A 14,079-nucleotide genomic window follows, 5' to 3' on the forward strand; every position below is an offset into this window, starting at 1 on the left:
GTTCCTACCCCACCACCCCCCACCGGGGAGCTGGCCAAAGGCTTGGTCGCGGCAATGCCCGGCCCGACCACCTCACCGCCCATCGGCCGGGCCCGACGCGCTCAGACGGCTACCGGGCCCGGTCCCGGTCCCGGTGCCGGTGCCGGTGCCGGTGCAGTGACCACCCGCACCCCCAGCTCACGCAGCTGACGATCGGTCACGGGCGTCGGGGCGCCCGTCAACGGGTCGAGTCCCGACTGGGTCTTGGGAAAAGCGATGACCTCCCGGATGTTCTCCTCACCGGCGAGGATCGCCACCAACCGGTCGATCCCCACCGCGAATCCGCCGTGCGGTGGCGCCCCGTAGCCGAAAGGGGTGAGGAAGAAGCCGAATCGAGCCCTCGCCTCCGCCGGCGAGATTCCGAGGATCCCGAAGATGCGCTGCTGGAGATCGCTCTCATGGATCCGGATCGAGCCAGATCCGAGTTCCCAGCCGTTGAGCACCAGGTCGTACGCCCGGCTACGCACCGCGAGCGGATCGGTCTCCAGCTTGTCCACATCGTCGGGGTGCGGACGGGTGAAGGGGTGATGCCCCGGCTTCGGCCGTCCGGTGCCGGGATCCACCCCGACGAACAGCGGGAAGTCGACGACCCACACGAACCGCAAGGGACCTTCGCCGGCCGGCGGGCGGCCCAGATCGTTGCGAAGCTGGCCGAGCACCTCGCAGGTGGTCGGCCACTCGTCGGCGACCAGGAGAAGAAGGTCGCCCGCCACCGCCGCGGTTGCCGCGACGATGCCGGCGAGTTCCTCGGCGGCGAGAAACTTCGCCACCGGGGACTCCAGCTCGCCGCCGGGACCGACCCGCATCCAGACCAGGCCCTTCGCGCCCAGTCCCTTCGCCCGCGCGGTGAGATCGTCGAGCTTGCGCCGGTTGTGCGAGGCTGACCCGCCGGGTACGCGGATTCCCTTGACGGCCTCGGCCCCGGCGAACGCCTTGAAACCGCTACCCGCGAAGACCGCGGTCAACTCTATGAGTTCCATGCCGAACCGCAGGTCCGGCTTGTCGACCCCGAAGCGGTTCATCGCTTCGTGCCAGGACATCCGCTCGATCGGCAGCACGGGGCCGCCGGTCACCGCCCGGGCCGCGGCCAAAACCGCCGCCGACGTCACGCCGAGCACGTCGTCCTGGTCCACGAAGCTCATCTCGAGGTCGAGCTGGGTGAACTCGTACTGCCGGTCGGCCCGCAGGTCCTCGTCGCGCAGACATCGGGCGAACTGGAAATAGCGATCCGTCCCGCCCACCATGAGCAACTGCTTGAAAAGCTGGGGTGACTGCGGGAGGGCGTAAAAACTGCCTGGGAACTGGCGCGACGGGACGATGAACTCCCGCGCTCCCTCCGGTGTCGAGGGCATCAGCAGCGGCGTCTCGACCTCGACGAAGTCCAGCGGGGCGAGCGCCGAGCGCATCGCCGCAAGAACCGCCGAGCGGATCCGCAGGTTGCGCTGCATCCGGTCACGGCGCAGATCGAGATAGCGGTAGGCGAGACGAGTGGTCTCATCGACGGAGTCGGCTCGATCGTCCAGCGGGAACGGCGGCGGTGTCGCGACCGAGAGCACCTGCACCTCGCAGTCGCGTAGCTCGACCTCGCCCGTGGCCAGGGCGGGGTTCGCGGTCCCCTCCGGGCGGACGGCGACGGTACCGGTGATCCGCAACACGTACTCGGTCCGGACGTCGACCGAGCCGTCGACGACCGCCTGAATGATCCCGGAATGGTCACGCAGGTCGACGAAGGTCAGCGACTGGCCGTGCTGACGGCGATGCGCCACCCAGCCACACACCGTCACGGTCTGGTCAACGTGATCCGATCGCAGATCACCGCACAGATGTGTGCGCATGGCCGTGCGCTGCCGCCCGCCCGAGGTGGCGGCCCCCGCCACCGGGATCGGTAGCTCGCCGGTGGTCGACTGGGTCGTAGTCATCGATCCGTTGTTCCCATCGCAGTCTGGTCCGGCCCGCCGGGTACTTTTCTCGCCAGATGTGTGGCGATGTCACTGCGCCCGTCGCGGGATCCAGTCCTGACCCTATCGGCCGGTAACCGCGAGACCGCCGCTCCCGGCGACCGCATGGGCCGGACAGGCCGCACGGGCCGCACGGGCCCGCACCGCGAGATCGTTCGCCGTTAGCGCAGCGCGCGGATGAAACGGCCCGCCTCCCCGCGTAGCCGGGCCGAGATGCGCAGGACCTGACGGCCGCGGGGAGTGGTGAGCTCGACGGTGATCACATCTCCGTGCTTGACGCCTCGGGACGCCGTCACCTCACGACGGTCGAAGACGACGTCGAACCAGTCGCCCTCCCGCGGGAAGGGGGCGAGGACCAGCAGCCGCCGATCGGTCAGCACGATCCAGCGCGAGGCCCCGAACCGGTGTCCGACGAAGGATTCGACCTTCGCCGTGAACCGTCCGGGCCCGCTCGGGTCGGTGAGCCGACCGCGCAGCACGACCTCGATGAACTCGCCGGACTCCAAGGGCACTGCCGGGAGACGACGATGGGACGGTATCAGGGGCACGGGCGTCAGTGTCCTCCACGCACCCCGTACAGTCGCCGGGTGAGGGCACAGGCGGACGAACCGAACGCGGCGGCCTCGGCCGCCACCCTGGCCGAGCTGACCGGAGCCGACCGGCACGACATCGCGATTGTGCTGGGATCGGGCTGGCCCCCGGCCGCCGATGTACTGTCCCGGCAGGCGACCGACGTCACCGAGGTCACGTTTACTCAACTCGGCGGCTTCCCGTCCAACACCGACGTTCCCGGGCACAAGCCGACCGCACGCTCCGTCCAGCTCGGCGACCGCCGCCTGTTGATCTATCTGGGCCGCGTACATCCCTACGAGGGCCATGACCTGTCCCGGGTGGTCCACGCGGTCCGCCTGGCCTGTGCGGCCGGCGCGTCGACCGTCATACTGACGAACGCCGCCGGCGGTCTGCGCGCGGACATGTACGTCGGCCAGCCCGTCCTGGTCGCCGACCACCTGAACCTGACCGGCCGCTCACCCCTGGTCGGTCCGGCGTTCACCGACCTGACCGACGCCTATTCCCCCCGGCTACGGGCGCTTGCCCGCGAGGTCGATCCCACCCTGGCCGAAGGAGTGTATGCGGGACTGCCCGGTCCGCACTTCGAGACACCCGCAGAGATCCGCATGCTGCGGCTCCTGGGAGCCGACCTGGTCGGCATGTCGACCGTGCACGAGACGATCGCGGCGCGGGCCGCCGGAACGGAGGTGCTGGCCCTGTCCCTGGTCACCAACCTCGCAGCGGGGATGAGCGGCGAGCCGCTAGATCATCTCGAGGTGCTGGCCACGGGAGCCGCCGCCGCGGAACGCATGGGTATCCTGCTCGCCGACATCGTCACCCGGCTGTAGGACCACGGCGGAATCGCGATGCCGTCCTCGTCCCGACCAGGCCCGACGTCCCTGCCCAGCCCACTCGCCGAGCAGGTCGAGGCCTGGCTGGCCGATGATCCGGATCCCGCCGACCAGGCCGAACTGGCCCGGCTGCGCGACGGCGCGGGTCACGATGCCACGCTGCTCGCGGAGCTGGCCACACGTTTCCACGGACCGCTGCGGTTCGGCACAGCCGGGTTGCGCGGGCCACTGCGCGCCGGTCCAGCCGGCATGAACACCGCCGTGGTGCGCCGCGCCGCCGCCGGACTCGCCACCTGGCTCACGAGCAGGGCGACACCACCAGCACAGGCGGCACCGAGTTCCTCGACGGCGACCGTCGTCGTCGGCTACGACGCCCGGCATCGCAGCGAGGCGTTCGCCCTCGACAGCGCCCGGGTGTTCGCCGGTGCCGGACTGCGGGCGCTGGTACTCCCCGGGCCGGTGCCCACTCCGGTGCTGGCCTTCACCGTGCGCAGGCTGGGCGCGGACGCCGGCGTGATGGTCACGGCCAGCCACAATCCGGCCACCGACAACGGCTATAAGGTCTACCTGGGTGATGCTTCCTCGGGCGCCGCGCGGGGGGCGCAGCTCGTGGCTCCGGCGGACAGTGAGATCGAAGGAATGATCGCGGCTGCCGGCCCCGCCCGGGCGATCCCACTCGCCGAGACCTGGCGGAGGCTCGATGCGGATGTCGTCGACGACTACATACACGCGGCGGCCACCGCCGGCCGGGCAGCCACAGCCACAGCCACAGCCACCGACCTACGCACAGACGTGACCACGGACGTGACCACGGACGCGACGGCCCTGACCGTTGCGTACACCCCGTTGCACGGTGTCGGCGCAGCCGTTCTCAGCGCCGTGTTCACCGCCGCGGGTCTCGCCGCACCCGAGGTCGTCCACGAGCAGGCCGAACCCGATCCGGAGTTTCCGACAGTCCAGTGGCCGAACCCCGAGGAGGCGGGGGCGATGGACCGGGTTCTGGCGCTCGGCGAGCGCATCGACGCCGATCTGGTACTCGCCAACGATCCCGACGCCGACCGGTGCGCCGTCGCCGTCGGAGGGCGGGTACTCAGCGGTGACGAGGTCGGTCTGCTTCTCGCCGATCATGTCCTGCGCTCCCGCCCCGGTCCGGTAGCGACCACCATCGTCAGCTCCTCCGGTCTGCGTGCGCTGGCCGCCGAGGTCGGGGTTCCTTACGCCGAGACGCTGACCGGATTCAAGTGGATCATGCGTGCGGACGCGCGGCTGGTCTTCGGCTACGAGGAGGCACTCGGATACGCCGTCGCCCCGGATCTGGTCCGCGACAAGGACGGCATCACCGCCGCCCTCGCCATCGCTCTGATCGCCGCGCGGGCGAAGCGACGAGGTCGGACCCTGCCAGGCCTACTCGACGAGTTGTCCGCACGACTCGGTGTCCATCTCACGGGGCAACACTCGGCGCGCTTCGACGACGTCACCCAGATCGACGAGATGATGCACCACCTGCGGGTCCAGCCGCCGACCAGCCTCGCCGGGCGTCCCGTCACCGGAGTCCGTGACCTGCTGGCCGGCGGGCGGGACGGGAACGCACCGCCGGGAGGGATCCCCCCTCGACCCGCACGCCCCGTGGATCATGCACGCCCCGTGGACCGTACCGGCCCCGTGGACCGTGCCGACGCGGCGCATCCGGTCCTGCCACCCGCCGACGTGCTCATGCTGTTCCTCGACGAGGATCGGGTGATCTTCCGCCCGAGCGGGACCGAACCCAAACTGAAGGTGTACCTCGAGACCGTGGAGCCGGTGCCGGGGCATGCCGTCGACGCGGTGCCCGCGGCTCGGGACCAGGCCGCGGCACGCCTGCTCCACCTGCACACGGCCGCGGGCAATCTGCTCGACGGACGCGACGGAGATCACATCTCGCCGAAGATCCGATCACCCGCGTCGCCGAGCCCGGGCACAATATAGGCCGTCTCGTTCAATCTCTCGTCGACCACGGCGGTCACAACGGTCAGGTCGGCCGTGCCGACCGCAGGGCCACCGGATTCCAGCGCCGCAAGGCCCTCCGGTGCTGCCACCACGGAGACCACGGTGACGCCCCGCGCCCCGCGGTCGGCGAGCAGCCGCAGGCAGTGCAGGGCCGAACCGCCGGTGGCGAGCATCGGGTCGAGCAGCAGCACCGGGCGGCCGGCCAGATCGGTGGGCACCGCCTCCAGGTAGGCCGTGGGTTCGAAGGTCGTCTCGTCGCGGGAGAGCCCGATGAACGCGGTGTGGGCGTCGGGAAGCAGGTTGAGCGCCGCCGGCAGCATGCCGAGCCCGGCCCGCAGCACCGGGACGACGACCGGTTCCGCGGCCAGCCGCGCCCCGGAGGTCGTGGCCAGCGGAGTCGTGACGGTGACCGGCATCGTCGGCAGCGTACGGGTCGCCTCGTACACGAGCATCATCGCCAGGTCGTACAGGACGGGCCGGAACCGGGACCGGGGCGTGCGCTCGTCCCGCAGGACGGTCAGCGACGAGGCCGCGAGGGGATGGTCGACGATGTGCAGCTGCACGGAAGGACTCCTCGTACGCGAAGCCGGGCGATCGGCAATGATGCAACGTATGACAACGGCTCCGGCAGGATCGGACCGTCCCGGCGAGGAACCCGAGAAGCGCCCCTCCCGACCGGCCGCCGGCGCTCGCCCCACGCTGCGGCGCGCCGAGGTGGCCCGGATAGTCGACCACACACTGCTACAGCCGTCCGCCACCGGCGAGGAGATACTCGCGCTGTGCGGGGAAGCTGCCAAGCTGGGTGTCGGTGCCGTCTGTGTGGCGCCGACCCATGTCTACCTGGCCGCCGCGAGTACCCGACGGGACGGCGGTGAGGTCGGGCCGGCCTTCGGCGTCGCTTCCGTCATCGGCTTTCCGCACGGCACGCACCTGACCGTCATCAAGGCCGAGGAGGCGCGGCGGGCGGTCGCGGACGGCGCCACGGAGATCGACATGGTCATCGACATCGCCAACGCGATGGACGAGAACTGGCGAGCGATCGAGACCGAAATCACCGAGGTCCGGCTGTCGGTGCCGCCGGACGTCGTGCTCAAGGTCATCCTGGAGACGGCCCTGCTGCCGGACGAGAGCATCGTCGCCGCCTGCCGGGCAGCGGAGGCCGGCGGCGCCGAGTTCGTCAAGACCTCCACCGGTTTCCACCCGGCCGGCGGGGCCAGCGTGCGCGCAGTGCGGGCGATGGCGGCGGCCGTGGGTGGCCGGCTCGGCATCAAAGCCTCGGGCGGCATCCGCACCGCCGAGAAGGCGATCGAGATGATCGAGGCCGGCGCGACCCGGCTCGGACTGTCCGCCTCCGCGGATGTGCTCGCCGGCTTTCCCAGGTGACCGGCTTCCCCGGATGATCCGCCGCCGACGGCCACAGCCGAGATCTGACGGCTAGCCCACGCGCCCCGCCACCCAGCAGCCAGACAGATGATCATCAACGAGCCCGCAGGCCTGCATCAGGGCATAGGCGGTGGTCGGACCGACGAAGACGAACCCGGCCGCGCGCAGCCCCTTGGCGAGCGCCACCGACTCGGGGGTCTTCGCCGGCACGTCGGCGAGGGTGGCCGGCGCCACCCGCCCCGTCCGGCTCCGGCTGGAACGACCAGATCAGATCCTCGAGGGGACGGTCCAGCGTAAGGACGGCGCGGGCATTGGCGATCGTCGCCTCGATCTTGCGGCGGTTTCGGACGATGCCGGCGTCGGCGAGCAGCCGGTCGACATCCGCGGAACCGAACGCGGCCACGGCGGCCGGGTCGAATCCGGCGAACGCCGCCCGGAACGCCGGCCGCTTGCGCAGGATCGTCAACCACGACAGGCCGGACTGGAACGCCTCCAGAGTCAGCCGCTCGAACAGACCGACCGTGTCCCTGACCGGACGCCCCCACTCGTCGTCGTGGTAGGCGACGTACTCCGGCGCGGACAGACCCCACGGGCATCGCGGGCAACCATCGGCTCCCACCACGACATCCGAGGCGGGCCTCACCGGCCCACCGCTCATCAGGCTGACTCCGCGGAGACAAGCTCCGCATAGCCCGGCTTGATGACGTTGTTGATGAAATCGAGCCGCCGGTCGAAGGGCAGGAAGGCGGACTTCATCGCGTTGAGGGTGAGCCAACGGATGTCGGACCAGCCGTAGCCGTTGACGTCCACGAGGGTCGCGAACTCACTCGACAGCGACACGCCGCTCATCAGCCTGTTGTCCGTGTTGACCGTGACCCGGAACTGCAGCCGGCGAAGCAGCCCGATGGGGTGCCGCTCGATGCTCGGCGCGGCTCCGGTGTGCACGTTCGACGAGGGACACATCTCCAGCGGCACCCGGACGTCGCGCACGTAGTTCGCGAGATCACCGAGGATCGCCTTACCGTCCGGATCGACCGTGATGTCATCGACGATGCGCACTCCGTGCCCCAGCCGATCGGCGTTGCACCACTGCACGGCCTCCCAGATCGACGGCAGGCCGAACGCCTCGCCTGCATGGATCGTGAAGTGGCCGTTCGCCCGCTGGATGTACTGGAAGGCGTCCAGGTGACGGGTGGGCGGATTGCCCGCCTCGGCGCCCGCGATGTCGAACCCGACCACGCCGGCATCGCGCCACCGGACCACGAGCTCCGCGATCTCCAGTGAGCGGGCCTGATGGCGCATCGCGGTGAGCAGGGCGCGAAGGTGCAGCGGTGTGCCGGCCGAACCGGCCCGGAACCCGTCAAGCACGGCCTCGACCACCGCGTCCAGGGACAGCCCGCGCTCGACGTGCAGCTCGGGGGCGAACCGCACCTCGGCGTAGACGACGCCGTCGGCCGCGAGATCCTCCGCGCACTCCCGCGCCACCCGCATGATGGCCTCCTGGGTCTGCATCACCCCCACCGTGTGCCGGAACGTCTCCAGGTAGCGGACGAGCGAGCCGCTATGCGCGCCGCCACGGAACCACGTGCTCAGGGTGTGGACGTCCGTGGTCGGCAGATCGCGGTAACCGGTCTCGTCGGCGAGCTCGACCACCGTGGCCGGCCGGAGCCCGCCGTCAAGATGGTCATGAAGCAGTACCTTCGGCACCCGGCGGATGTCCTCAACCGTGATCGTCGGGGGCCGTGCGTCGTTCGTCATCATGTCCTCCGTCATCGTCTCGACGGTAGGCCACGGGTACGACAGAACAGCGACGGCACGATGACGACCCGGACTGCCGGGACCGGTTCAGCTGAGGTGATCGGTTCAGCTGAGGTGATCGAGGACGAGCGGTGTGCTCGGGGGCGGCGTCGCGGCGACCTCCACCGCTCCCGTCAGGGCCTCCCGGGCTCGCTCGACGCTGGCCGGGTCGTCGGTGTGCAGTTCCAGCAGCGGCTCGCCGGCCGTGACCGGGTCACCGATTCCCACCCGCCACCGCACGCCCGCCGTCGCGGAGACCGCGTCCTCCTTGCGGGCCCGGCCCGCGCCAAGCCGCCACGCCGCCACGCCGACCGCTCGGGCGTCCAGGCGGTGGAGATAGCCGGTCGCCGGCGCGGGGACGGTCTCGACATGGCTCGCCGCCGGAAGCGGCGCGTCCGGATCGCCGCCCTGGGCCGCGACCATCGCCCGCCACACCGCAAAAGCGTCCCCGGCAGCCAGCACCTGCGCGGGATCATGGAGAGCACCGGACCGGTGGCCGAGCTCGGTGGCGACGAGGTCGATCATCGCTCTGGCCAGCGCGACGGTGACCTCCACCAGATCCGCCGGCCCACCACCACGGAGGGTCTCCACGGCCTCGGCCACCTCCAGCGCGTGCCCGGCGGTCCGGCCGAGGGGGTGGTCCATCCCGGTCAGCAGGGCCTCGGTGCGGACCCCGGCGGCAACGCCGATCCGGACCATCGCCCGGGCGAGCTCACGGGCCTCATCCACCGACGTCATGAAGGCCCCAGAGCCGACCTTGACGTCCAGGACCAGCGCCGACGTGCCCTCGGCGATCTTCTTACTCATGATCGACGATGCGATGAGCGGGATCGACTCGACGGTTCCGGTGACGTCCCGCAGCGCGTAGAGCCGGCGGTCGGCCGGGGCGAGGCCGGCACCCGCGGCACAGATCACCGCACCCACCTCGGCGAGGAGCTCACGCATCCGGGCGGCCGACAGATCCGCTCGCCAGCCGGGGATCGCCTCCATCTTGTCCAGCGTTCCACCGGTGTGACCGAGCCCCCGCCCGGCGAGCTGTGGGACCGCGGCCCCACAGGCGGCGACCAGCGGCACCAGGACGAGCGAGACCTTGTCCCCGACCCCTCCGGTGGAGTGTTTGTCGACGGTGGGACGTCCCACGCCGGTCAGGTCCAGGCGCTCCCCGCTGCCGATCATTGCGGCGGTCCAGCGGTCCAGCTCTGCGGGAGCCATCCCGCGCCACACCACCGCCATCAGGTACGCCGACATCTGCTCGTCGGCGACCAGACCCCGAGTGTAGGCGTCAATGAGCCAGTCGACGGCCCGGAGATCGACGGGTCGACCGTCTCGCTTGGCCCGGATCAGATCGACGACGTCGAAGCTCCCGCTCACGCGACACCCGGTAGATCGTGCGGTCCGAACGCTGCGGGGAGCAGGTCCGCGATGGTGCGCACGCCGTCGCCCGTGGCGACGAGCAGATCCGGCCCGCCGTGCTCGTAGAGCAGCTGGCGGCACCGTCCGCAGGGCGCCAACGGCGCACCGTCGGAGTCGACGCAGGCGAACGCCAGCAGCCGACCACCGCCTCTGGCGTGCAGCGCCGAGACGAGACCGCATTCGGCGCACAGCCCGAGGCCGTAGGACGCGTTCTCAACATTGCAGCCGACGACGATCCACGGGTCGTCACCGGTGGTACGCCCGGCGGCGTCCGGCAGATCCACGACCAGTGCAGCAGCACCCACCCGCAGACCCGAGTAGGGCGCGTAGGCGCTCTGTGCGACACGGACAGCGGCGTTCCGCAACCGCTCCCAGTCTTTATCGTTCACACTGCACCCCAGGTCCGTGGTCCGTTCGGTCGCTGTCGCCAGCATGCCCGACCCCCGGTCCGGCCACGATGTGATCCCATGGATGCGAGCCCCACCGGCGATCGGAAGGGACGACGGGATGGCAGGCGAGTCCCCGGACAATCCGGCTTCGGCCAGAGCGGTGGCCCTCGTCGGGGGACGGTACCGGCTCGACGGGGTCATCGGACGCGGCGGATTCGGCGTCGTGCACCGGGCCACCGACGAGCTGCTCCAGCGCGTGGTTGCAATCAAGGAAGTACGGCTGCCGCTCGGGGAGAACGCGGACGAACGCGACCTGACCCGCGAGCGGGTCCTACGCGAGGCGCGCGCCGCCGGTCGGCTGCATCATCCCGGTGCCGTCGCCGTCCTCGACGTCATCGACGACGGCGAGCTGCCCTGGATCATCATGGAATACGTTGACGGCCAGTCCCTCGCCACGATCATCAACGATCGCGGACCGCTGCCGGTCGAGGAGACGTGCCGGATCGGTATCAGCCTCGCCTACGCCCTGGAGGCCGCGCACCGGCTCGGCGTGGTGCACCGCGACGTCAAGCCGAGCAACGTGCTGGTGACCGCGGACGGCCGGGCCCGGCTGACCGACTTCGGCATCGCGGTCAGCCAGGGGGATCCCCGGCTCACCAGCACTGGGATGGTGATGGGCTCCCCCGCCTACCTGCCGCCGGAACGCGCCCGTGGCGATGCCGGCAGCGCCGCGGGTGACCGGTGGGGACTGGGCGCCACGCTGTTCACTACCGTCGAAGGCTACCCGCCCTTCACCGGCGGTGACCCGATTTCGGTGCTCACCGCCCTGCTTCAGGGACGACGCCAGCCCTTCCGGCTGGCCGGACCACTTATACCGGTGATCGACGACCTGATGGCCCCGCACGAGGCGAGCCGACCACCGCTCACCGTCGTACGCAGGCGACTGCGCGAGCTAGTCGAACGAGATGCGGTCCGCCAGCACGCCGCGGCTCAGCAGAACACCGGAGCCCGCCAGGACACCGAGACGCGTCAGGAGGCCACGCCGTCGCGGACACCTCGGTCCCGTCCCACCGGGCCGTTGGAGCGCATGCACTCGATCGACCGGATGCGTGCCCTGGGCGGAATCCCGGCCCGGGCCCGGCTCATCGGCCGAGGGCACGGCAACGGTTTCACCGGCGGCGACGTCGAACTGGCTAATCTCTTCGCCACCGCCGCACCGGCCTCCCCACCGTCGACCGCCCGGCTACGGCCGGCGCCCGACGGGCCGGCAGGAATCGAGCCGGCGGGAGGTCCGCCACGCGACCCCGACGCCGGGGATCGGCGTCGCGTGACCATCGCCGTGGCGACGCTCGTGGCACTGGCCGCCGCCGCGATCATCGGCATCGTGATCGTGGTGACAGGTGGCCCGGACGACAAGAGCCGCGGCACCTCGACCAACCAGACCGGCGGCAGCTCGTCGCCGACCGGAGCCGGCGGGTCGGCCCCGGCGGGCCCGGCGGCGGCCGGGGAGCCCGTCGCGCGGGAAACCACCCCGGTCACGGGCCCGCCTGGCTGGGTGTCCTACGTCGATCCCACCGCCGGCTGGTCCGTGGCGTACCCCTCGGACTGGCAGCGCCGCGAGGGGCCCGGCGGACCCGGAAACGTCGACTTCGTGGACCCGGCTGCCCGGTCCTTCCTACGTGTCGGTAGCGTCAGGCAAGCAAACACCTCTGCCATCGGCGACTGGCGACGCAACGAGGCCGGCTTCCGGCAGAGCGTGCGGGATTATCGGCGGATACGGCTGGCTCCCAGCGATGGTGGGGATGGCACCAACCAGGCCGACTGGGAGTTCGGGTACCGCGGGTCGGACGGGGTCATGGTGCATGTGCTCAACCGGGGTGCGATTCGCAACGGCCACGGGTATGCCCTGTACTGGCATACCAGGGAGGATCTGTGGCTGCAAGATCAACCGTTGATGCGCCAGCTGTTCGCCACCTTCCGGCCCGGTCCGTGATGTCGGCCATCGACGGATTTGCGGTGCCCGTAGTGTTCGGAAAGATGCGGGCCGTCCGGCGCGCGCATCAGTCCATCTGTCAGACTTGACACGATGGCTAAATCGGCAAGTGTGCCCCCGGACACCTCCCGGCACGGCACACCTCGCTACGTAGCGCAGCGCTACCGGCTTGACACGCCCATCGGGCGTGGTGGAGCCGGTGTCGTCTGGCGCGGTGAGGACGAACTACTCCAGCGCCCGGTCGCCATCAAAGAGATCCTCGTGCCGATGGCCGGCGCGCAGAACGAGCGCGACGCGATCCGGGCCCGGGTTCTTCGCGAGGCCCGTGCCCTGGCCAGGCTGCACAGTCCCGCCATCGTCTCGGTGTACGACGTGGTCGAGGAACATCAGCGGCACTGGATCATCATGGAACTCGTCGACGCGGACAGCCTCGGCGATGTGATCCGCAACCAGGGCCCGCTGCCCTTCGACCAGGTCGCCGCGATCGGGCTGGCGCTGACCGACGCGCTCGCCGCGGCCCATTCGGCGGGCGTGCTCCACCGCGACGTCAAGCCCGGGAACGTCCTGCTCGGGCGGGACGGCCGGGTGCGGCTCACCGACTTCGGCATCGCCGCGACCGAGGGCGACGTAACCCTGACCGGCACTGGGGCCCTGGTCGGCTCCCCGGCCTACATCGCTCCCGAGCGGGTCCGGGGCTCCTCCGGCACTCCCGCGAGCGACCTGTGGGGGCTCGGCGCGACGCTGTACTCGGCTGTCGAGGGCCAGCCGCCGTTCGAGGGCCCGGAGACCTACGCCGTACTGACCGCCGTGGTCGAGGGTCGCCGGCGGGCCTTCCGGCTAGCCGGCCCGTTGCGCAACCTGCTCAGTGACCTGATGGACCGGCCGGCCGAGGAGCGGCCCGACGTGACGGAGATCCGCCGGCGGCTGATCCCGATCGCGCGCAATGCGAATCCGGTACCGGCTTCGGTCATGCACGCCCGTCCTCGGACGGGCGAGGAGACGGACGCGAGTTCCGTCGACGTCGGCCTGGAGAACCTCGACGACCCGGCCGAGCCGGCAGCAGGCGCCGGACCGGCCGCAGATTCCCGGCCGGGGTCGGGCGGCGGTGTCGCCGGGACCGCGGGAGTCCAGGCGGGCGAGGCGGCTCCGGCGGCCGTGGGAGACCAGGGGGCTGTCCCGCGCCCGGCGAACCGCTCGGCGTCCGCCGCCGCGCCGCCCGTCCCCGCTGACCGCGACGTCACTGTGGATCCCCTACTCAACCCCCTTGACGGGGCCGCCGTGGCAGCTGCGGGCGCTGCCGAGTCGCGCACCGGTCGTGGGGAACCCGGCCGCACCGGCCCATCGAACCACGTGATCCCGCCGGACCGGACCACGCCGCAGAACCGCGCAGCACCGCCTGGCCGGACGCGGCCCGACCCCGACCACGACGCGCCGACCAGCATCGGGCTCAACAGCGTGGCGGGGTCTCCGGTGGACGACGACGTGACCCGCATCGGCGCGGCCACCCCCGTGTCGGCGACCTCCGACCTGGATCTGTTCGACGACGACAATCACGCCGCCGGACTATTGCCCCTCGGCGAGGCCCGGCGCCGCGCCGAGCCTCCCCGCCGCGACGGGCACGGTCACGGACCGGGCGACCCCCAGCGGCGTCGACAGCGGACGATCGCGGTCGTGGCCGGAGCGGCCATGCTCGTGATGGGCGCGGCCATCGCCCTGAC

General features: G+C 71.1%; 11 protein-coding genes and 1 pseudogene. 5 read left to right on the forward strand and 7 right to left on the reverse strand.

The window, feature by feature from the left end; all coding sequences use genetic code 11:
- Positions 1 to 101: 101 nt before the first annotated feature.
- Positions 102 to 1,958 (reverse strand): aspartate--tRNA ligase, encoded by a 1,857-nt coding sequence (gene aspS / locus AC08OP_RS10200; RefSeq protein ID WP_476613971.1) that lies wholly within the window; start codon positions 1,956 to 1,958, stop codon positions 102 to 104.
- A 200-nt stretch (positions 1,959 to 2,158) separates the two neighbouring features.
- Positions 2,159 to 2,545 carry a hypothetical protein gene (locus AC08OP_RS10205; protein WP_476613972.1) on the reverse strand — a complete coding sequence of 129 codons (387 nt, stop codon included), beginning with the start codon at positions 2,543 to 2,545 and terminating at the stop codon, positions 2,159 to 2,161.
- Positions 2,546 to 2,584: 39 nt separating this feature from the next.
- Between AC08OP_RS10205 and AC08OP_RS10210 the strand changes: the two genes are divergently transcribed.
- Together AC08OP_RS10210 and AC08OP_RS10215 are read left to right on the forward strand one after the other, a co-directional pair.
- Positions 2,585 to 3,397, forward strand: coding sequence for a purine-nucleoside phosphorylase (locus AC08OP_RS10210; RefSeq protein WP_476613973.1), 813 nt, complete (start codon positions 2,585 to 2,587; stop codon positions 3,395 to 3,397).
- Positions 3,398 to 3,415: 18 nt separating this feature from the next.
- On the forward strand, positions 3,416 to 5,365 hold the full coding sequence (locus tag AC08OP_RS10215; RefSeq protein WP_476613974.1) for a phospho-sugar mutase: 1,950 nt from the start codon (positions 3,416 to 3,418) through the stop codon (positions 5,363 to 5,365).
- On the opposite strand, the gene upp is transcribed toward AC08OP_RS10215, so the two are convergent.
- Complete coding sequence (gene upp / locus AC08OP_RS10220) at positions 5,311 to 5,949, reverse strand: uracil phosphoribosyltransferase (RefSeq protein WP_476613975.1); 639 nt, start codon at positions 5,947 to 5,949, stop codon at positions 5,311 to 5,313. The genes AC08OP_RS10215 and upp overlap by 55 nt on opposite strands.
- A gap of 40 nt (positions 5,950 to 5,989) precedes the next feature.
- On the opposite strand from upp, the gene deoC reads away from it, so the two are divergent.
- Complete coding sequence (deoC, locus tag AC08OP_RS10225) at positions 5,990 to 6,769, forward strand: deoxyribose-phosphate aldolase (protein ID WP_476613976.1); 780 nt, start codon at positions 5,990 to 5,992, stop codon at positions 6,767 to 6,769.
- Between the two features lie 51 nt (positions 6,770 to 6,820).
- Here the strand turns inward: deoC and AC08OP_RS10230 are convergent.
- The 4 genes and pseudogenes from AC08OP_RS10230 to AC08OP_RS10245 form a co-directional block, all read right to left on the reverse strand.
- Positions 6,821 to 7,427 (reverse strand): annotated as a pseudogene (locus AC08OP_RS10230) (DNA-3-methyladenine glycosylase I).
- Positions 7,427 to 8,527 carry an adenosine deaminase gene (locus AC08OP_RS10235; protein WP_476599688.1) on the reverse strand — a complete coding sequence of 367 codons (1,101 nt, stop codon included), beginning with the start codon at positions 8,525 to 8,527 and terminating at the stop codon, positions 7,427 to 7,429. The pseudogene AC08OP_RS10230 and the gene AC08OP_RS10235 overlap by 1 nt, the downstream one beginning before the upstream one ends.
- A 105-nt stretch (positions 8,528 to 8,632) precedes the next feature.
- Positions 8,633 to 9,937 (reverse strand): thymidine phosphorylase, encoded by a 1,305-nt coding sequence (locus tag AC08OP_RS10240; RefSeq protein ID WP_476613977.1) that lies wholly within the window; start codon positions 9,935 to 9,937, stop codon positions 8,633 to 8,635.
- Complete coding sequence (locus AC08OP_RS10245) at positions 9,934 to 10,368, reverse strand: cytidine deaminase (RefSeq protein ID WP_462186664.1); 435 nt, start codon at positions 10,366 to 10,368, stop codon at positions 9,934 to 9,936. The genes AC08OP_RS10240 and AC08OP_RS10245 overlap by 4 nt, the downstream gene beginning before the upstream one ends.
- 118 nt (positions 10,369 to 10,486) lie before the next feature.
- On the opposite strand from AC08OP_RS10245, the gene AC08OP_RS10250 reads away from it, so the two are divergent.
- Positions 10,487 to 12,361 (forward strand): serine/threonine-protein kinase, encoded by a 1,875-nt coding sequence (locus AC08OP_RS10250; protein WP_476613978.1) that lies wholly within the window; start codon positions 10,487 to 10,489, stop codon positions 12,359 to 12,361.
- 93 nt (positions 12,362 to 12,454) lie between these two features.
- A partial coding sequence (locus tag AC08OP_RS10255; protein WP_476613979.1) for a serine/threonine-protein kinase occupies positions 12,455 to 14,079 on the forward strand: 1,625 nt, incomplete at its 3' end.

The organism is Frankia sp. CeRuru1, from assembly GCF_977966315.1.